17 protein-coding genes are annotated in these 19,694 nt (G+C 75.3%); 12 read left to right on the top strand and 5 right to left on the bottom strand.

Going from position 1 to position 19,694, the window contains the following annotated elements:
* Positions 1–11: 11 nt before the first annotated feature.
* Positions 12–1,229, bottom strand: a complete 1,218-nt coding sequence (locus ACFYZR_RS26070) for a cytochrome P450 (protein ID WP_391914320.1) — start codon at positions 1,227–1,229, stop codon at positions 12–14.
* A 186-nt stretch (positions 1,230–1,415) separates the two neighbouring features.
* On the opposite strand from ACFYZR_RS26070, the gene ACFYZR_RS26075 reads away from it, so the two are divergent.
* A complete protein-coding gene (locus ACFYZR_RS26075) occupies positions 1,416–2,414 on the top strand; it encodes a DUF6528 family protein (protein WP_391914322.1) in 999 nt (332 codons plus the stop codon).
* Between the two features lie 4 nt (positions 2,415–2,418).
* Here the strand turns inward: ACFYZR_RS26075 and ACFYZR_RS26080 are convergent, their stop codons facing one another.
* A complete protein-coding gene (locus ACFYZR_RS26080) occupies positions 2,419–3,648 on the bottom strand; it encodes a hypothetical protein (RefSeq protein ID WP_391914324.1) in 1,230 nt (409 codons plus the stop codon).
* Positions 3,649–3,912: 264 nt separating this feature from the next.
* On the opposite strand from ACFYZR_RS26080, the gene ACFYZR_RS26085 reads away from it, so the two are divergent.
* Positions 3,913–4,326, top strand: a complete 414-nt coding sequence (locus ACFYZR_RS26085; RefSeq protein WP_391914326.1) for a hypothetical protein — start codon at positions 3,913–3,915, stop codon at positions 4,324–4,326.
* Positions 4,327–4,405: 79 nt separating this feature from the next.
* Here the strand turns inward: ACFYZR_RS26085 and ACFYZR_RS26090 are convergent, their stop codons facing one another.
* Positions 4,406–5,311 (bottom strand): hypothetical protein, encoded by a 906-nt coding sequence (locus ACFYZR_RS26090; protein ID WP_391914328.1) that lies wholly within the window; start codon positions 5,309–5,311, stop codon positions 4,406–4,408.
* 105 nt (positions 5,312–5,416) lie between these two features.
* Positions 5,417–5,746 carry a DUF6233 domain-containing protein gene (locus tag ACFYZR_RS26095; RefSeq protein WP_391914330.1) on the bottom strand — a complete coding sequence of 110 codons (330 nt, stop codon included), beginning with the start codon at positions 5,744–5,746 and terminating at the stop codon, positions 5,417–5,419.
* 433 nt (positions 5,747–6,179) lie between these two features.
* Here ACFYZR_RS26095 and ACFYZR_RS26100 point away from each other — a divergent pair, with 433 nt between their 5' ends.
* The 10 genes from ACFYZR_RS26100 (at position 6,180) to ACFYZR_RS26145 (ending at position 18,390) form a co-directional block, all read left to right on the top strand.
* A complete protein-coding gene (locus ACFYZR_RS26100; RefSeq protein WP_391914332.1) occupies positions 6,180–6,662 on the top strand; it encodes an NADH-quinone oxidoreductase subunit B family protein in 483 nt (160 codons plus the stop codon).
* Positions 6,663–6,729: 67 nt separating this feature from the next.
* Positions 6,730–8,778 (top strand): proton-conducting transporter membrane subunit, encoded by a 2,049-nt coding sequence (locus ACFYZR_RS26105; protein ID WP_391914334.1) that lies wholly within the window; start codon positions 6,730–6,732, stop codon positions 8,776–8,778.
* Positions 8,775–9,737 carry a respiratory chain complex I subunit 1 family protein gene (locus ACFYZR_RS26110; RefSeq protein ID WP_391914336.1) on the top strand — a complete coding sequence of 321 codons (963 nt, stop codon included), beginning with the start codon at positions 8,775–8,777 and terminating at the stop codon, positions 9,735–9,737. Before ACFYZR_RS26105 ends, ACFYZR_RS26110 begins: the two co-directional genes overlap by 4 nt.
* Positions 9,738–9,743: 6 nt before the next feature.
* Positions 9,744–10,463: a hypothetical protein gene (locus ACFYZR_RS26115; RefSeq protein ID WP_391914338.1), complete on the top strand. Its 720-nt coding sequence runs from the start codon at positions 9,744–9,746 to the stop codon at positions 10,461–10,463.
* An 8-nt stretch (positions 10,464–10,471) separates the two neighbouring features.
* On the top strand, positions 10,472–12,163 hold the full coding sequence (locus ACFYZR_RS26120; RefSeq protein ID WP_391914340.1) for a proton-conducting transporter membrane subunit: 1,692 nt from the start codon (positions 10,472–10,474) through the stop codon (positions 12,161–12,163).
* A gap of 3 nt (positions 12,164–12,166) precedes the next feature.
* Positions 12,167–13,708, top strand: a complete 1,542-nt coding sequence (locus ACFYZR_RS26125; RefSeq protein ID WP_391914342.1) for an NADH-quinone oxidoreductase subunit C — start codon at positions 12,167–12,169, stop codon at positions 13,706–13,708.
* Between the two features lie 118 nt (positions 13,709–13,826).
* Positions 13,827–14,768, top strand: a complete 942-nt coding sequence (locus tag ACFYZR_RS26130; protein WP_391914343.1) for a threonine/serine dehydratase — start codon at positions 13,827–13,829, stop codon at positions 14,766–14,768.
* 117 nt (positions 14,769–14,885) lie between these two features.
* Positions 14,886–15,404 (top strand): hypothetical protein, encoded by a 519-nt coding sequence (locus ACFYZR_RS26135; protein WP_391914344.1) that lies wholly within the window; start codon positions 14,886–14,888, stop codon positions 15,402–15,404.
* Positions 15,401–17,287: a GMC family oxidoreductase gene (locus tag ACFYZR_RS26140; RefSeq protein WP_391914346.1), complete on the top strand. Its 1,887-nt coding sequence runs from the start codon at positions 15,401–15,403 to the stop codon at positions 17,285–17,287. Before ACFYZR_RS26135 ends, ACFYZR_RS26140 begins: the two co-directional genes overlap by 4 nt.
* Positions 17,288–17,316: 29 nt before the next feature.
* Positions 17,317–18,390, top strand: coding sequence for a ferritin-like protein (locus ACFYZR_RS26145; RefSeq protein WP_391914348.1), 1,074 nt, complete (start codon positions 17,317–17,319; stop codon positions 18,388–18,390).
* Here the strand turns inward: ACFYZR_RS26145 and ACFYZR_RS26150 are convergent.
* Complete coding sequence (locus ACFYZR_RS26150) at positions 18,344–19,690, bottom strand: DUF6777 domain-containing protein (RefSeq protein WP_391914350.1); 1,347 nt, start codon at positions 19,688–19,690, stop codon at positions 18,344–18,346. The genes ACFYZR_RS26145 and ACFYZR_RS26150 overlap by 47 nt on opposite strands.
* Between the last annotated feature and the right edge of the window lie 4 nt (positions 19,691–19,694).

A 19,694-nucleotide genomic window follows, 5' to 3' on the forward strand; every position in this document is an offset into this window, starting at 1 on the left:
CGGAACCTTTCTCACCAGGTGACGGGAAGGTTCTCCGGGCCCCGGATGAGCGCGCTGCGCTGCCAGCGGATCTTCTCCACGGGCTCCGCCAGCCGCAGCTCCGGGAAGCGGCGCAGCAGCGTGGAGATGATGATCTCCGACTCCAGCCGGGCCAGCATCGACCCCAGACAGAAGTGCGGCCCGTGACCGAAGGACAGATGCGGGACGTGCTCCCGGTCGAAGTCCAGCTCGTCGGGGTGGTCGAAGACCGACGGGTCGCGGTTGGCCGTGAGATAGGAGGAGTGCACCACCTCACCGGCCCTGATCAGCACCCCGGAGACCTCGACGTCCTCCATGGCGATGCGGCCCAGCCCCACGGCGCTGCGGTGCGGGATGAAGCGCAGCAGCTCCTCGAGGGCCTGCGGCAGCAGCTCCGGCTCGGCCCGCAGCCGGGCCGTCTGCTCCGGGTGGGTGAGCAGCGCGTAGACCATGTTGGCGCTGTTGTTGCGCACGGCGTGGGCGGCGCTCGCCTGGATCAGCAGGGCGATGGCCACGGCCTCCTCCGTGCTGAGCCCGCCCTGGGCCGTGGCGTCGGCCAGCTCGCCCGCCAGGTCCTCCTGGGGCTCGGCGAGCCGCTGGGCCAGCAGTTCGGTGAAGTACTCCGCCATGCCGTTCTTCGCCCGGTCACTGGCCTCGCGGCCGTACCCGGCGGAGAGGATGACGTTCGTCCACAGCGCCATCTGCCGCCGGTCGACCTGGGGCACGCCCATCAGGTCGCTGATCACGGCCAGGGGCAGCGGCCCGTGGAGATGCTCCATCAGATCGGCGGGCGGCCCCTCCTGCTCCATCTCGTCGAGCAGCTCGTCCGCCGCGCGCTGGGCGCCCGGCCGCAGCCGGTCCAGGCTACGGGTGGTGAAGGATCTGGCCACGGCCTTGCGCAGCCGGGTGTGCTCGGGCGGGTCGGCGAAGCCCACGGCCTCGTCCAGCGGGATGAAGTGCGGGGCGAGCCGGGTGATCGGGCGGCCCAGCACCGCGCGCCGGCTGAACCGGGGGTCCGAGGTGACGAACTTGACGTCCTCGTAACGGGTCACGAACCACGCGTGCCCCTCACCGTTGGGCAGCTTCACGCGGGAGATCGGCTCGTCCCGCAGCTGCGCCGCCATGAAGGGGTCGAAGTCCAGCCCCCGGAGGTCCTTCACATCCCAGAACCGTACGGGGAACGGCTCCTGCGCTGATTCGGTCGTCGTCATCGCTGAGTACTCCCACCCTGGCCACGAGCACGTCTGTCCGACAGACACGCTCCCCCAAAACGGGCACGCGCGGCGCGCCACGCCGGGGAAATCACCCGTCCGGCCCACGCCCCGGCGGGGCCGTTCGCGTGACGCGCGGGCGTGGTGCCGCGTCCGTCCGGGGGGTCCGGCCCGACGCTGTGCGTCGTGAACACAGGGGTGAGCGGGCCGGTGGCCGTCCTGCTGGCGGCGGCGCTGACATTCGCGGCACCGGGCGTTGCGGGTGCCCGGGCGGGACGGGCGGGGGAGCGCGCGGCCGCCGCGCCGATCGTGGCCGCCGACCAGGCGACGCGGTCCGTGTACGTCCTGGACTCCGCGCGGCCCCGGTGGGACGCCCAGGACGAGGGCGATCCGGGGGTGCTCTGGTCGTGGAGCGCGGACGGGCGGTCCGAACTGTCCGACCTGGACCCCGGCACGACGTGGACCAACCCGAGCGAGGTCAAGTTCCGGTCGCTGAACGGCAGACGCTATCTGCTGGCCACGGCCTCCGGCGGACTGGCCGCCGTGGTGGGCTACCCGGACCGGGAGGTGTACTGGGCGGCCGACACCGGCACCGGCAACGCCCACAGCATCGACCTGCTGCCCGACGGGAACGTGGCCGTGGCGGCGAGCACCGGCGGCTACGTCCGGGTGTACGCGGCCTCCGCCGGCTCGCGCGCCACGGGCCATGCGCAGACGCCGTTGCCGGGGGCGCACGGGGTGCACTGGGACCCGCGCACCCGGCTGCTGTGGGCGCTGGGCAGCCGGCAGCTCGTCGCCCTGCGGGTGGACGGGCCGGCCGCGGAGCCGGAGCTGACCGTCGTCCGGCGCGTGGCCCTGCCCACGCGGGGCGGGCACGACCTGGCGCCCGTACTGGGCAGACCGGGGCACCTGTGGGTGACCACGGCGTCGGCGGTGTACCAGTACGCGACGGACGAGCAGGCGTTCGTCGGCTATCCGCTCCAGTCGAGGATCAGCGGACCGGACGTCAAGAGCATCGGGGACGACCCCGCCACGGGCCGGATCCTGCTCTCCCGCCCCGAGCCGGGCCACTCCTGCTCGTGGTGCACCACCACGCTGGTCCTCTACCGCCCGGACGGCACCCGGACCCTGCTGCGCGGTGGCATGTACAAGGCCCGCTGGTGGACGACCCGACGGGGTGGGTGAGGGCCTAGCGCGAGCCCACCGGCGGCATCTCCCCCGTCAGGCGCGCCCGTACGTCGGCGGCGGCCTCCTCGCTGTCCGGCACCCGCTCCCACAGCGCGAGCAGGGCGGGCGCCAGCCGTGCCGCGCGGTCGCCGCTGTGCTGCCAGCAGTAGTGGGCCCGTTTCAGCGCGGCGAGGGCCTCCGCGTCGGCCGGGCCGCCCCGGTCCAGCCGGTGGGAGGCTGCCGACAGCCACAGCTCGGTGGCGCGCGGATGGTCCCCGGCGAGCCGGGCGAGGTCGGCCCGCACCTCGATCCAGAGAGCGGCCTCGGGGCTGTGGGGGCCGTGGCGGCGCAGCGTCTGCTGCTCCCACGCGGCGGCCATGGCCGCCGCCTCGTTGTGCCGCCCGGCGTGGGCGGCGGCGAGGATGCCCGGCAGCGGATCCTCCTCCTGCGGCGCCGGCTCCTGACGCGCCGTCGCGGGCACGGCGGCAGCGGGTGCGGGTGAGGACGCGGGCGTGGGTGCGGAAGCGGGCGTGACGGGTGCGGCCGGGGGCGCCGCGGCGCGCGGCGGGGCCGCCCGGTTGGCGAGGACGGGCCCGGCGTCGCCGTACGCCAGGGCCAGGAAGCCCTCGGGCAGCGTGGCCTGAGTCAGTGCCAGCTGGTGCGGCAGCGCCGGGTCGAGGACGGGCCCGGCCGTGGGGTGCCCGACGGACAGGGCGGTGAGGAAGGAGCGGGTGTAGGGCCCGGCCTCCAGCGAGGGCTTGGCCGGGGTGGGGGTGATCATCCCGTGGAGGGCCAGGCCGTCGGCGAGCCGGCCGTCGTGGGCGGCGGCGGTCACCTGCGGCCAGGCGTGGGCGTCGGCCTCCGCGTCGACGAGGAGCAGCGTCGGTCCCGCGTGCTCGCGCAGGGTCCGGGTGAGCCACTGCCAGGGCAGCCCGGTGTAGCGGACGGTCGCGGCGGTGCTCTCGCGGAGCGCCAGGTGGAGTTCGGTGCCGCGGCGGGCCGGGACCATCAGATGGCCGGTGATCCAGATCAGCAGCGGTCCGGGCACCCGGACGGCGTCCTGGAGGTAGGCGAGGACGCTCTGGGGTCCGGCCATGGCGGGGAGCTGCACCACGTCGGCCGAGGCGGCGGCGAGGAAGCCACGGGGGTTCGCTCCTGCGATGGCGTGGGCGGTCGGGTTCGGCAGGGCGCCCCGCCGCCGGTCGGGGGTGCCGTCCAGCAGCAGAACACAACCATGGGTCGGCTGATCCAACGCGTTCTTCCTTCCGGCCGTTTCGGGAGCCCGTGACGCAACTCTAGGCTCCGGTCCGCGCGACGCGGCCCGCATTCCCCACCCCTGTCCGGCCCCCGGCGCCATCAATCCCGATATGGCCGTACTTATGGTCCGCGCGCGGTGTGTGCCCCTCCGGGGGCCGTGGACGCGCCCTGCTGGGCGGTGTCCGGGTGTGCGGATAATGGATGCGCCCCGCGGCTCGCGGAGCGACGAAAGCCACAGCACCAGACACAGGGGGCGCGGATGAAGTACGAGCGGAAGACCGACGGACGGTACCGAGGCCGGACGGCCCGCAGGATCTCGGCCCTGGTGGCCGTGGTCCTGGGCGCCGTCCTGATGGCGACGCCCGCGACGGCGGCGAGCCCGTCGGCCGGTACCGCGCGGGTCGTCTCCGTCGCGGCCGCCGAGGCCGGCACGGCGGCGGTGGGCACGGGCGCCGCGGACGCGTCGCAGGGCCACCGGGCCGTCGCCGCCTCCCACAAGAAGCACGGTCACACGACGCTGGCCAAGGACAAGAAGAAAAAGAAGAAGGGCTTCTTCGCGAAGCTGGGCGTGGCCCTGCTCATCATCCTGATCCTCGCCTTCCTCTTCGTGGTGGCGGTGATCGTGCTGGTGATCCTCATGATCCGCCGGGCCTTCCGGCGCCGTCGTTCCTGACCGGCCGGTCGTCCTCCCGCCGAGCGGGGCCCGCCGACGCGGGCCCCGCTCGGCGCGTTTCAGCTCGTTTCGGCGCGTTTCAGCTCGTTCTCGCCACCCAGGCCAGCGCCAGCCACGGCGTGGTGGCGCTCGCGGCCGCCAGGGCCCAGCCGGTCTCCGTGTCGGGGAAGCCGATGAGCAGGGGCAGGACGAGCCCCGCCCCGCACACCAGGAGGAGGGCCGCGGGCAGATGGACCCAGGGCACGAATCGACGCGCGTAGCGGACGCCGGGCTCCCGGCGGTGCAGGGCAAGGCCGGTGACGAATCCCGCCGCGAGGGCGAAGGTCCAGATGAGCGGCAGCAGGATCATGCGGCCGGCGAAGGTGCCGATGTCGTTGCCGGGTGCCTGACGGGCTCCCAGCTCGGGCCGGTCGGGCACATAGATCAGCTCCACCGTGCGGCCCGCCTCGGGCTTGCCGCCGGTGTGCACCTCCTCGACGGTCACCTGCCGGGCGCCCGAGGCGAAGGGGACGGTGGCGACGATCGTCGAGGCGTACTCGTCGGTGTCGTTGATCTCGACGTCCGTGGGGCGCGGCTCACCCACGATCCGCTCCACGCGCACCTCGCCCGTCACCCCGCCGGACCGGGCCGCCTTGGCGAGCCACTCGCCCTCCGCGCCATCGGGCCCCACGCCCTGGCACAGCGCGGCGGCGCTGGTGAGCGCGATGCCGAAGCCCAGCGCCCAGCAGAGCAGCCGGGACGGCCGCGGCTCGGGCCAGGGCTCGTAGCGCCTGCGCCAGGTCTTCTTCCGCAGGGCCTTGCGCCGGTGCGCGCGGGCCAGGAGCGACGCGACGATCCAGCACGCGGCGCACGACGCGGTCGCGCCGATCAGCCCCAACTGATGCCGCTTGGGCGGCAGTTCCCGGAACGGGGCCGCCCCGAGCAGGACGGTCGCGTAACCGGTGAGCAGCGTCGCCCACCCCGTGAGGCGCGTCCACACCCTCATGCCGTACTTCCCCCACCCACCTAATCGATCTTGAGGGGGACAGAGTAATGGGGTGCGCCCACTGCTCGCTCACGGGCGGTGGGACGGGGGCGGGATGACGGACGGTCAGTCGAAGGGGACGAGGAACCTCTCGGGCTCGCAGGCGTCGCAGAACCGGACGTCGAACTTGGCCGCGCGCTCACGGGCCTCCGCGGTGGTCAGGGTGTCCTCACCGCCCCGGGGCACCCAGCAGCCCGCGTGGTGCAGCTCCTGGAGGGTGCCGCCGGGCCGGCGGTGGACGGTGACCGGCCAGATCGCGTCCTCGAGGTCGTGGCGCCACTCGCCCTTGAGGCGCTGGAGCGCGACCTCGCGCACCCAATCCCGCACGGAAAGGCCGCATTCCTGCGCGGCGGCCTCGATACGGACGAGTTCCTCAGCAGTGAAGAGGGTCTCCATGAGGCGGGACAGTAGCAGCGGAGGACTCCGGGCGAGCCCGGTTCCGGGCAATGGCCCACGGTGCTGACCTGCGGGCTTGACCAGCGGAAACGGCATCCGCTCGGCGACGGCGACGATCGGCTGGTCATACGATGTGCAGCTCCGGCCGCCTTTCCCCCGAGTGGCATAGGACGCGGGTCTATCCATAGGTGTCGACCGCCGGTACACGCATCGCCGGCCTCTTGGCCATTCCGTTATCACCTGTCCTCGTGAACGCCCGGTATTTCCCGGCGGACGGGCCCCGGGACCCCTCACGGTGCGACCCCGGCGGCAACGGCGCGGGCGGTGGTGAAACGACCCGGGCCCCCGTAACCCCTGAGGGGGGTGCGGCCGTTTACTACTCAGTCCCACGGCGCGGCGGTACCGGGCGCCGGGGAGTTCCGAGGGAGGCGGCATGGGCCTGCTGCGCAAGATCCGCGACACCGGACGGGTGGCGGAGGCCGCCCCGCCACCACCCACCGCCGGCCCGCCACGCGCCGCCAGGGACCTGGGCGGCTCGGTCCAGGTCCGCTGCGTGGACGCGGGGTCGTGCAACGGCTGCGAGATCGAGATCGCCGCCGCCTTCGGGCCGGTGTACGACGCCGAGCGGTACGGCGCCCGCCTGGTGGCCTCGCCCCGGCACGCCGACGTCGCGCTCGTCACCGGCCCCGTGACCCGCAACATGGCCGAGCCGCTGCGCCGCACGGTCGCCGCCATGCCCCGGCCCCGCCTCGTGGTGGCCGTCGGCGACTGCGCCCTCGACTGTGGGGAGTTCGCCGGGGGGTACGGCGTCGAGGGCGCGGTCGCCGATGTGGTGCCCACCGACCTGGAGGTGCCGGGCTGCCCTCCGGAGCCGGAACGGATCGTGGCCGCGCTGCGCAGGGTGGCCGGCCGGTGAGCGGTACGACGACGGGGGGCGAGCCCCCGGATACCGGGCCCGCCCGCGGCCCGTGGGCAGCGGCCAAGTGAGCGTCATCGGGACCGCCGTCGCGGCGGCGGTCGCCTGCGCGGCCGCCGGGGCCCTGTGCGGGGCGGCGCTGCCGGGCCGGGCCCGTGTCGTCGCGTCGGGCGTCTGCGTCGCCGGGACGGGCGCCGCCGGGCTCGCGGCCGGCACCGCCGCGCTGCGCGGCGCGCGCTGGTCGGCCTTCCTGCCCGGCCTCCTCCCGCCCACCGGGGTCCACTTGGCGGTGGACGCCCTGTCCGGCCTGTTCATGGCCGTGGCCGGTGGGGTGATCCTCCCCGTGGCCGTCTACGGCATCGGATACGCCGCCGGGCACACCGGCCACGGAGCGGCCTCCCGCACCGCCCAGGCCGTACTGCCGCTCTTCGCGCTCACCCTGCTGCTCGTCCCGGCCGCCGCGTCCGTCTGCTCCTTCCTGCTGCTGTGGGAGCTGATGGCCCTCACCTCCCTGCTGCTCGTCCTGGCCGGGCACCGGAGCGGACCGCCCGCCGCGCGGGCGGCGGTCCGCGCGGCCGGGCTCTGGTACGGCGTCATGACCCAGCTCGGCTTCCTCCTGCTCCTGGCCGGCACCGCCCTCTTCGCCGCCCGCGCCGGCGGCGAGACGTTCACCGCGCTGCGCGACGGCGCCCACCAACTGCCCTCCGCCGTCCGCGGCACGGTCTTCGTCCTGACCGCCGCCGCGTTCGCGGCCAAGGCGGGCGCGGTGCCGCTGCACCCCTGGCTGCCCCGCGCCCACCCCGAGGCCCCCAGCCACGTCTCGGCGCTGATGAGCACCGCCATGGTCAACCTCGGGATCTACGGTCTCGTCCGCACCGGCTTCGACCTGCTGGACGGCGGGCCGCGCTGGTGGTGGCTGGGCGTCCTGGCCACGGGCGCGCTCTCCGCCGCGTACGGCGTCCTCCAGGCCGCGATGGCCTCCGACCTCAAGCGGCTGCTCGCCTACTCCACCTCCGAGAACCTCGGCCTCGCCCTCATCGGCGTCGGCGCCGCCGGGCTCTTCGCCGACGCCGGCGGCGGCGCCCCCGCCGCGCTGGCCCTGGCGGCCGCCCTGCTGCACCTCGTCAACCACGCCGCCTTCAAGAGCCTGCTGTTCTGCGCGGCGGGCTCGGTGCTGCGGGCCACCGGCCTGCGCGACCTGGACCGCATGGGGGGCTTGCGCTCCCGGATGCCCGTCACCGCGGGCCTCTTCGCGCTCGCCGCGCTCGGCGCCGCGGCCCTGCCGCCCGGCAACGGCTTCCTCGGCGAATGGCTCCTGCTCCAGTCCCTCATCCACGGCCTGGCCGTACCCGGCCTGGTCACCGCCCTCGTGCTGCCCCCGGCCGTCGCCGTGATCGCCCTGTCCGCCGGACTGGCCGCCGCCGTCTTCGTCAAGGCCCTCGGCGTCGCCTTCTTCGCCCGGCCACGCGGCCCCCGCGCCGCGGAGGCCCGTGAGAGCCCCCCGGCCCTGCTCGCCGGGATGGGCCTCCTCGCGGCCCTCTGCGCCGCCCTCGCGCTCGTCCCCGGCGTCCTCGGCGACGGGCTGTCCGCGGCGGTCGCCGCCGCGGGGCTCGCCGACGGCCCGCCGCTGACCGGCGGCCCCCTCGGCGTCCGTCTGGACCGCCTCGCCACCACCCTCTCCCCGCTGTGGGCCGCCTGCGCGCTGACGGCCTGTCTGGTCACCGCGGCCGCGCTCACCCGGCTCGCGGCACGCCGCCGCCGGCGCCACAACGCCCACCTGTGGGACTGCGGCGGAGGCGCCCCGACCGCCCGCATGGCCTACACCGCCACCTCGTTCGCCGAGCCCCTCCAACGGGTCTTCGACCGGGTGCTGGCGCCCGAACAGGACGTCCGGGTGACGGCCGCCCCCGAATCCGCGTACCTCGTCGAACGGGTACGGTTCCGCCGCCGGGTCCCCGACCGCTTCGAACACCGCCTCTACCGGCCGCTGCTGGAGGCCCTCTCCGCCCTGGGCCACGCCTCCCGGCGGCTCGCCACCGGCAGCGTCCACCTCTACCTCGGCTACGGCTTCTGCGGCCTCGTCGCCCTCCTCCTCGTCCTGGCGGTCCGCCCGTGACGGGCCACACCGCCGCCGGGGCGGCCGCCATGTGCGCCCAGGTCCTGGCGGTCGTCGCCGGGGCGCCCCTGCTCACCGGGCTGATGCGGCAGGTACGGGCCCGGATGGAGGGCCGGGCCGGGGCGGGCGTCCGGCAGCCGTGGCGGGACCTGCGCAAACTGCTGCGCAAGGAGCCCATCACCCCCACCGGCACCGGCCCGGCCTTCCGCGTCGCCCCGGCCCTGCTGGTCGCCACCACCGCCGTGGTCGCCGCGCTGATGCCGCTGGCCAGCACCGCCACCCTCGCCACCGGCCGCTCCGACCTCATCCTCGTCGTCGCGCTGCTCGCCCTGGGCACCGTGGCCCTGGCCCTGGCCGGGCTGGACACCGGCACCGCGTTCGGCGGCATGGGCGCCTCCCGGGAGATGACCGTCGCCGCCCTCGTCGAACCCGCCATCCTGCTGGCCGTGTTCGCCCTGTCGCTGCCCGCCGGCTCCACCGACCTGGCCGCCATCGTCTCCGGCGGCCTGCGCGACGCGGACCGGCTCGCCTCCCCGTCCGGGCTGCTGGCCACCGCCGCCCTCGCCCTCGCCGTGCTGGCCGAGACGGGCCGGCTCCCGGTGGACAACCCCACCACCCACCTGGAACTGACCATGGTCCACGAGGCGATGATCCTGGAGTACGCGGGCCCGGACCTCGCGCTCGTCGAACTCGGCGCCCAGATGCGGCTCGCCGTCCTGCTCGGGCTGCTGGCCACGCTCGCCGCGCCCTGGGGCATCGCCACCACCGCCGCCCCGCTCGCCGTCGCCCTCGCGATCGCGCTCCTGGCCGCCAAGGTCGCGGTGCTGGGCGCCGCCCTCGCGGCGGCCGAGGTGTGCTGGGCCAAGGTCCGGCTGTTCCGGGTCCCCGAACTCCTCGCGGGCTCCCTGCTGCTGGCCCTCCTCGCGGTGACCGCCTCCTACTTCCTGACGGGAGCGTGACGAGCCGTGCCCGGCACCCTCCACGCCCAGCTCCTCGACCTGGTCTGCGGCGCGTTCCTGCTGGCGGCCGTGGTGGTGCTCTGGTTGCGCCAGCTCGCCTCGATCGTCCGGGTGTTCGCCCTCCAGGGCGTGGCGCTCGCCGGGATCGCCGCTCTCCTCGACGGGCACGACAGCCGCTGGGAGCTGCTCGCGGTCGCCGTCGGCATCGGCCTGCTGCGCGCCGGGCTGCTGCCGCTGCTGATGCGGCGCGCCCTGACCGCCGTCGCGACCGGGCCCGCGTCACCGGCCGGCGGGACGGGCCACCACTACGCGGAGGACGTCAGCGAGGCCCGTGAGACACAGCCGCTCGTCAACGTCGCGGCCTCCCTGCTGAGCGCGGCCCTGCTGACCCTCCTCGCCTACGCCGTCGCCAGGCCCCTGGTCGCCCTCCATCCCACGCCCGCCACCCGTGCCCTGCCGGTCGGCCTGGCCGTCGTCCTCATCGGCTTCTTCGTCCTGGTCACCCGGCGGCGCGCCCTGGCCCAGGTGGTGGGCTTCCTGCTGCTCGACAACGGCATCACCGCCACCGCGTTCCTGGCCGCCTCCGGGGTCCCGCTCATCGTCGAGCTCGGCGTGTCCTTCGACGTGCTCCTCGCGGTGCTGGTGCTGGGCATCCTCACCACCCGGATGCGGGCCGCCTTCGGCGGGACAGGCATCGACGACCTGCGGGAGCTCTGCGACCGATGACCCAATCGATGACCCACTCCACGACCTGTGTGCTGCTGGCCGCGCCGGTGGGGGTGCCGTTCGCGGTGTCCGCCGCGTTCGCCCTGGCGGGGGCACGCCGGCGGGCCGCCGCCGCGCCGGGCGCGGCACGGCCGCCGCGGCAACGCGGGGCGGTGGCCGAGCGCGAGCGGGTGGCCGCGGGGGCGGTGGCCTCCTCCCCTTCCCCGCCCCTTCCCGAAACCGGGGGCTCCGCGCCCGGCCCCCCGGAGCGCGCCGGGACCGGGGAGACGGGCCGGCGCCCCGGCCGGGGGCGATCGCGGCGCGTGCCGAACGGCCGGGAAGCGGCGGGTCAGGGAAGAACGCACCCGCTCGTCACCCACCTCGCGCTCCTCTCCCCCCTCACCGTCCTCGCCTGCGCCGTCGCGCTCGCCCGGACCGTCACCCGGCACGGCCCCGTCGCCGCGTACGGGCTGCGCGCCGACGCGCTCAGCGTGTGGATGCTGCTGACGGTCGGCGCCGTGGCCGTCCTCGCCTGCGCGGCGTCCGGGCCCGAGGCCCGGACCGCCCGGCGCTACCACGCTCTGGTCCACGCCTTCCTCGGCACGCTCGCCACCGCCGTGCTCGCCGCCAACCTCGGGATCGTCTGGATCGCGATCGAGGCGACCACGATCCTCACCGCCTTCCTGGTCGGCCACCGCCGCACCCGGGCCTCCGTCGAGGCCGCCTGGAAGTACGTGCTGATCTGTTCGGCCGGCATCGCCCTGGCCTTCCTGGGCACCGTGCTCCTCTACTACGCGGCCCGCCGCGCCGGGATCCCCGAGGCGTCGGCGCTGGACTGGCCCGCGCTCGCCGCCCGCGCGGGGGAGCTCGACCCGGCCGTCACCCGGCTGGGCACCGGCCTGATCGTCCTCGGCTTCGGCGCCAAGGCCGGGCTCGCCCCGCTGCACGCCTGGCTCCCCGACGCCTACGGCCAGGCGCCCGCGCCCGTCTCCGCGCTGATGTCCGGGGTGCTGTCCGCCGTCGCCTTCACCGCCCTGCTGCGCTACAAGGTGATCGCGGACGCCGCCCTCGGCCCCGGCTGGACCCGCGCCCTGCTCACCGCGACGGCCCTGCTCACCCTCGCGCTGGCGGCCGCCCTGCTGCTGGCGCAGCGCGACCACCAGCGGATGCTGGCCTACTCGAGCATGGAGCACATGAGCCTGATCGCCCTCGGCGCCGCCGTCGGCGGCCCGCTCGCCGCCTCCGCGATGCTGCTGCACATCACGGGGCACGGGCTGGCCAAGGCCGTCGCCTTCCGCACGGCCGGGCACGTGCTGCGGCTGCGCGGCACCAGCCGGATCGGCCGGGTGCGGGGGCTGCTGGCGCAGGCGCCCGCCGTGGGCGCCCTGTTCGCGCTGGCCGTGCTCGCCCTGCTGGGGCTGCCCCCGTTCGCCCTGTTCGCCGCCGAACTGGGGCTGGTACGGGCCGGGTTCGCGGCGGGCATGGGCGCGGTCATGGGGATCGCGCTGCTCCTGCTGCTGGTCGCGTTCGCCGCGCTGGGCGCCCGGACGGCCCGGATGCTGCTGGGCCCGCCGCCCCTGCCGGGGCCGCCCGCGCGGCTGCCCGCCTCGGAGGCGATCCCGCCGGCCGTCGGGCTGCTGCTGTGCGCGGCCCTCGGCGTGACCACCGGGCCGCTCACGGGGCTGCTGGCCGACGCCGCGGCGATCGTCGGAGGGCGGTGAGCCATGAAGCCGCTCGACACGGGCACCACGGGCGCCGGATCACGGACCGTCATCGACACCGACGTCGCCGGACTGCCCGCGCGCTTCGCCGGACTGCTGCGCGCCGGCCACCGTCTCGCCCTGGTCGCCGCCCACCACGACCCGGCCCACGGCGAGCGCGACCGCGCCGTGCGGGTCGTCCACCTCTTCGTCTCCGGCCCGCCCGACACCCGTACCGAACTGCATGTGCGCCTCGACCCCGACGCGCCGGAACTGCCCACGCTGGCCCGGCTCTCCTTCCCCGGGGGACGGTTCGAGCGGGAGACGCGCGACCTGTACGGCATCGTCCCCCGCGACCACCCGCTGCCCCACCGGCTCGTGCGGCACTTCCACTGGCCGCGCGGCTGGTACCCGATGAGCCCGGACGCGGGACCGCCCCCGCCGTTCGCCGAGCCCGAGGGCCCGTACCCCTTCCTGGAGGTCGAGGGCGACGGCGTCTACGAGATCCCCGTCGGCCCGGTGCACGCCGGGCTGATCGAGCCCGGCCACTTCCGGTTCTCCGTGGTCGGCGAGACGATCATCAAGCTGAAGGCCCGGCTGTGGTTCACGCACAAGGGCGTCGAGAAGCTCTTCGAGGGCCGTACCCCCGGGCGCGGGCTGCCGCTGGCCGAGCGGGTCAGCGGCGACACCGCCGTGGGACACGCGCTGGCCTACTGCCTGGCCGTGGAGGAGGCCCTCGCCGTCCGGGTGCCCGACGCCGCCCGTCGCGCGCGGGCGCTGCTCCTGGAACTCGAACGGCTCCACAACCACGTCGCCGACCTGGGCGCGCTGTGCAACGACGTCGGCCACGGCGTGCTCAACGCCCAGGCCCAGCGCGTCCGGGAGGAGCTGCTGAGGCTCAACCGGGAGGTTACCGGGCACCGGCTGCTGCGCGGCGGCGTCGTCCTCGGCGGTGCGTGGCTGCGGTCCCTGCCCGGCCCGGGCCGGATGCGGGCGCTCGGCGAGGACATCCGCTCGATCGTGGAGCTGGCCCTGGGTCACACCACCGTCCGGGACCGCTTCACGGGCACGGCCCGGCTCGCCGCCGGGGCCGCCCGGGACCTGGGCTGTCTGGGCTATGTGGCACGGGCCAGCGGCCTGTCCGCCGACGCGCGCATCGCCCATCCGCTGTACGACTACGGCCCCGCGCTGCGCGTCCCGGTCCACTCGGGCGGCGATGTGCTGGCCCGGTTCCTGGTCCGGGCGGAGGAGACCGACACCTCGCTGGCCCTGGTCGGCCACCTCGCGGACGGCCTGACGCCGGGTGCCGTCGTGGCCCCGCCGCCGGAGGGCGACCCGGCGGCCCCCGGCCCCCGTTCGGGCGTGGGGCTCGTCGAGGGCTGGCGCGGCACGATCGCCACCCGCGTCGAGCTCGGCCCGGGCCCCGTACTGAGCCGGGTGAAGATCGTGGACCCGTCGTTCTTCAATTGGCCGGCGCTGCCGGTTGCATTGGCGGACACGATCGTCCCGGACTTCCCCCTGGCGAACAAGAGCTTCAACCTCTCCTACGCGGGCAATGATCTCTGAGACGGCGTCAGCACCCGTATCCCGCCGAATGACCGGTAAAAGCAGGGCCATCCGGCCCAGCGGCCACCGGAAACGATCCCGTACCGTGGAGTGATCCATTCATTCGAAGGAGCAGGCCGTGTGTGATCTCACCTATGACGACATCAAGCGGGCCGCCGACCGACTGGCGGGGCGCACCCGGTCCGTCGCCGTCGTCGAGGGCGGCGACGGCGTCTGGCTGGCGCTGGAGCACATGCAGCACACCGGCTCCTTCAAGGCGCGCGGCGCCTACAACTTCCTCGCCGCCCACCGGGAGGCCGGCACGCTGCCCGAGGCCGGGGTGACCATCGCCTCCGGCGGCAACGCCGGGCTGGCCTGTGCGTGGGCCGCCCGGCTCCAGGGCGTGCGGGCCACGGTCTTCCTGCCCGAGAACGCGCCCCACGTGAAGGTGGCCAAGCTGCGCGGCTACGGCGCGGACGTCCGTCTGGTGGGCGCCGAGTACGCCGAGGCGCTGGCGGCCTGCGAGGAGTTCGCCGCGACCACCGGCGCCCTGGCCAGTCATGCCTACGACCACCCGCTGATCGCGGCCGGGGCGGGCACGCTCGTCGACGAGATCCGGGCCCGGGTCCCCGGGCTGGACACCGTGGTCGTCGCGGTCGGCGGCGGCGGGCTGTTCTCCGGCGTCGCCACCGCCGCCCGCCACCACGGAGTGCGGACCGTCGCCGTCGAGCCCGAGGGCTGCCGCACGCTGAACGCCGCGCTGGAGGCCGGCCGGGTCGTCGACGTGCCCGTCGACTCCGTCGCCGCCGACGCGCTGGGCGCCCGCCGGGCCTCCCGCACCGCCCTGGCCATCGCCCGGGATCCGGGCGTGCGCTCCGTGCTGGTGCCCGACACCGCCATCGTCCGCGCCCGCCAGGACCTCTGGGACGACCGCAGGCTGGCCGTCGAACACGCCGCCGCCACCGCCCTCGCCGCCCTGGCCGGGGGAGCGGACGCCGCGTACACGCCGGCCGAGGGCGAGCGGGTGGCCGTGGTGGTCTGCGGCGCCAACACCGACCCCAGCGACCTCGTACGACGCTGAGGAACCAGGGGTACGCCCCCGGCCGCCACCGCGAGGAATGAAGGGCGTTCACCCCTCTTCCGCCCATTGCGGACGGTCCGCTAGAAATGCGGCAGTCGTATGGACGGGGGAGTACGGATGGACACCCAGCACACGGCACCACCGCCCACACCCGCCGCACCGGCCACGGTGCCCCCGGAATGCGCCGGGTTCGTCGAACTGTCCGTACGCCTCACGGGCTTCGACGAATTCGACCTCCGGGGCACCGGCATGGTCCGGCTCTACCACGACACCACCCTCGACCAGCTGGGCCGGGCGGCCGTGGGCCGCTTCCTCGACGACCTGGCCGCCGCCGGGGGCGACCCGGGCGCCCTCGCCGACGAGGTCTCGCGCGACATCGCCCGGGCCATCACCCACCTGTGGTACCTGGGCGTCTGGCCGCCCCTCGCCCGCGCCACCCACACGGCGCTCGGCCGCGAGAAACCCAACACCGCCTTCGTCGTCTCGCCCGAGGCCTGGACCGAGGGCCTGGCCTGGCGGACCTTCCACGGCCACCCGCCGGGCGCCCGGCCGCCCGGCTTCGGCACCTGGGCCGACCCGCCCCCCGGCGCCCCCGACCCGGCGGCGGAGGGCACGGCGACGGAGGGCACGGCATGACCGCCCGTCAGCCCACCGGGCGCCGCCACGACGCCGTCGTCGTCGGCGCCGGGCTCGCCGGCTCCCTCGTCGCCAAACAACTCGGCGACCGGGGGTGGCGCGTCCTCGTCCTGGAGGCCGGCACCCGCACCCTGGAGACCTGGCCGGGCCACCTCGACGCCCTGAACACCTACTACGGGGCCCTCGCCAAGGTCCCCAACGCGCCCTACCGGGCCAACGCCGCCGCCCCCTCCCCGGACGTCCTGGACCTGGAGGGCCTGCCGTCCGGCGGCTACCGGGCCCACGGCTACTTCGTCCAGGACGGCCCCCTGCCCTACGCCAGCGACTACCTGCGCGCCTCCGGCGGCACCACCCTCCACTGGATGGGCCTGGTGCCCCGGATGCACCCGGACGACTTCGCCGTGCGCGCCGCCTACGGCTACGGACGGGACTGGCCCCTGGGCTACGCCGACCTGGAACCCCACTACCGGGCCGCCGAACACGCCCTGGGCGCCGCCGGGGACGCCGACGAACAGCGCGACGCCATCGGCCTGCCCTTCCCACCCGGCTACGCCTACCCGATGCGCCCGATCCCCCGCAGCCACCTCGACCGCGTCCTCGCCGCCCGCCTCGACGGCACCTCCGTCCACGAGACCCCGGACGGGCCCGGGACCGTCCTGCGCGTGGTCACCACCCCGCACGCCCGCAACAGCACCCCCGACCCCCGGCACCCCGGATACCGGCCCGTGGGCGCCACCGGCCTGCCCAACTACGGCGAACGGTGCGTCGGCAACGCCTCCTGCGTCCCCATCTGCCCCGTGCAGGCGAAGTACGACGCCCGTAAGACCCAGGCCACCTGGAGCCACCGGGTCACCCTCCTCGCCCGCGCCGTGGTGAACCGGGTCCTCGTCGCGGGCAACGGACGCGTCCTCGGCGTCGAGTACCAGCGCTACGACGACCCCGCGAGCCCCGCGCACACCACCCACACCGCCGAGGCGGACGTCGTCGTCCTCGCCGCCCACGCCGTCGAGAACGCCAGACTGCTGCTGCTCTCCGGGCTCGCCAACAGCAGCGACCAGGTGGGCCGCAACCTCATGGACCACCCCACCCTGCTCACCTGGGGCCTGCTCGACCGGCCCGTCGGCCCGTTCCGGGGCCCCGGCTCCACCTCCGGCCTGGAGGGCTTCCGCACCGGGCCCGCCCGGCGCGCCCGCGCCCCCTTCCGAGTGGAGATCGCCAACTGGGGGTGGAGCTGGCCCACCGGCGCCCCGGCGAGCGACGTCGCCCGCCTCCTCGGCATCGGGGCCGACACCGGGGCGCCGCGCGGCGCGGGCCTCTTCGGCACCGCGCTGCGCGAGACCCTGGGCCACGAGGTCGGCCGTCAGCTGTGCCTCCAGTTCGCCATGGAACAGGACGCCGAGAGCCGCAACCGCGTCACCCTCGACCCCCGCCGGCGCGACGCGCTCGGCAATCCGCGGCCCGTCCTCACCTACGACCTCTCCGACCACGTCAAACGCGGCATCGCCGCCGCCAGGGCCGTCTCCGGCCGCCTCTTCGCCCTGCTGGGCGCCGACGACCGGACCGCGTACGCGCCGGGGCCCGCCGCCCCCGGCTGGTACCGCTTCGAGGGACACGACTACGTCTACCAGGGCGCGGGCCACGCGGCCGGCACCCACATCATGGGGAACTCGCCCACGACCTCCGTGGTCGACCCCTGGCAGCGCTGCTGGGACCACCCCAACCTCTACGCCGTCGGCTGCGGCAGCATGCCCTCGGTCGGCACCTCCAACCCCTCGCTCACCATGGCCGCCCTCGCGCTGCGCAGCGCCGAGGCCGTCGACCGCGACCTCGGGGAGCTGCACCGGCCCGTCCCCGTCACACGAGGGAAGGAGGAACGGACCTGACCGCCGTTCTCGCCGAGCCGCCGTTCCGGGTGCCGCGCGACCGCGCGGACCTCCAGCTGTTCCTCCAGGCCGCGCTGACGCTGGAGCACCTCACCATCCCGCCCTATCTGACCGCCATGCACACGATCCGGGCGGGCACCAACCGCCCCGCCTTCTTCGTCATCCGGAGCGTGGTGCTGGAGGAGATGCTCCATATGACGCTCGTCGCCAACCTCCTCAACGCGGTCGGCGGCCGACCCCTCGTGGCCCACTCGCGGTTCGTCAGCGCCTACCCCGCCCGGCTGCCCTTCAGCAGGGACGGCGTCACCGTCGCCCTGCGCCACTTCGGCGTCGAGGCGCTGGAGACCTTCCTGGCCGTCGAACGGCCCGCCTACGTGGCCGAGCCGCCCGGCCATCCGTCGGTGCGCGAGGACGACGGCTGGACCTCGGTCGGCCAGTTCTACCGCACCATCCGGGAGGGCGTGCTCCGGCTGACGGCGGAACTCGGCGAGCGCGAGCTCTTCAACGGCGACCCCGCGCGCCAGGTGGGGCCCCGGGACTTCTACGACTCGGGCGGCGAGGTCTTCCCCGTCACGGACCTCGCCTCGGCGCTCACCGCCCTGCGCGTGATCACCGAGCAGGGCGAGGGGGCCGACCGGACCGTCTTCGATTCCGACGACCGGCTCTTCGGCGAGGCCCGGCAGCCCGCGCACTACTTCCGCTTCGACGAGATCCTCCGGCAGCGCTCCTACGGGCCCCACGACACCCCCGCCACCGGGCCGACCGGCCCGGCACTCCCGGTGACCTGGCACGACGCCTACCCCATCGACCCCGCCGCCCGGGTCCGCGACTACCCGCCGGACGGTGAGGTCCGGCGGGCCGCCGACCGCTTCGACGACGTCTACGCGCTCCTGCTGTGCGTCCTGGAACGGGCCTTCACCGGCGACCCCGGGGCGCTGCGCCGGACCGTGCCCACCATGCTGGAGCTCCGCGACCTCGCCGGGTGGCTCTGCCGCAACCCCCACCCCGATCCGGAGCGGCGGGCGCGGGGGCTGTACGCGTCGCCGACGTACGAGATCACTGATAGCCGGTTGGCGCGTGCCCGGTCGGAGCCGGCGGGTTGACGGCCGGCGGGGCCGCCGTCCGCTCCGGCGGGGCCTCCGTCCTCCGCTCCGGTGGAGCTGCCGTCCGTTCCGGCGGGGCCGCCGTCCTCGCGGGCGGGGCCACGGCGGTGGTGCGGTCGGGCGGGGGAGCCACGGCCGTCGTGTGAGCGGGCGCGGCGGTGGTGGCGTGCGTCGGCGCCGTGCCCGGCGTCCGGCCGGACGCGGGCGGCGGAGGGGCGAGCGACTTCGGCGGGGGCGTGTGCGTACCGCCGCCACCGCCGCCGCTACCGCCGGTCCGTGACGGCGCCGGGTGCGAGGGCGGCTTGGATGCCGTCTGCCCGCCCCCGGACGACGGGTTGTGACCGCCGGTGCCGTTGCCCGGCAGGGTGGCCGAGTGGGACGGGGTCGAGGACGGGCCCTGTCCCGAGGCCGATCCCGAGCCGGAGGGGGAGTCCGACGGGGAGTCCGTACCCGGCCCGGACGGGGAGCCGGACGCGGAACCGGAAGCGGAACCGGAGGGAGACCCGGACCCCGGCTCCGACGGGGACCCGGACCCGCCCGGCCGCGACGGGCTCGGCGACGGCAGGGAATACGGCTTGCCGTCGGTCGTGCCGTCGCCCTTGGCCGGCCGGTCGAAGGCCTTGTCGGGGTGCCGGACGTCGACGAGCGATACCTCCTTCAGAGGGCCCTCCTCGATGGTGCGCGCCTCGATCACGGTGATCTGGGTGACCTCGAAGTGCTCCCACCTGTTCCCGGTGTACGTGGACCCCTTCCGGTCGACGTCCTCCGGTTTTCCCAGCGGATTGCCGCAGTTGCACTTCACAGCCGGGTTCCCGTAGTCGTCCCAGAGGATGGTGACGCCCGCCTGGAGGACGGAGAGGTACGCGACGGTCTTGCCGTCGCCCTGGTAGTTGTGGTTCTCGACCAGGGTGTCCTGGGTGAGGGTTTTCTCGCTGAGATTGTTGATGTGATCCTTGATCCTTTCGAAGGCGATGCCCCGCACGTCGGCCCAGGCCTTCCCCTTCACGGGGTCCTGGGTCAGCTGGTCGATCAGCTTGGCCCGGTCGCAGTGGGTCTGGCCCGGGGTGCCGCCGAAGGCCCCCTTGGCGTCGGCCCGGGTGGTGCCCCCGTTCACCGGGGTGGCCTTGACCCCCCGGATGTCGGCCCCGGGGGCCTGGACGAACGGCTGCGCCGCGACCACCCCCGCCGCCTCCAGGGCGATCTTCGCCGGCTTCGCCCCGTCCGAGGAGCAGGCCGTCAGGCCCGCGCCGGCCAGCAGCACGGGCACCGTCAGCAGTGGGACGATCCTGGTCCGTTGCACACTC

Origin of the sequence: Streptomyces sp. NPDC001678, from assembly GCF_042892945.1 — a bacterium.
Classification (GTDB): Bacteria; Actinomycetota; Actinomycetes; order Streptomycetales; family Streptomycetaceae; genus Streptomyces.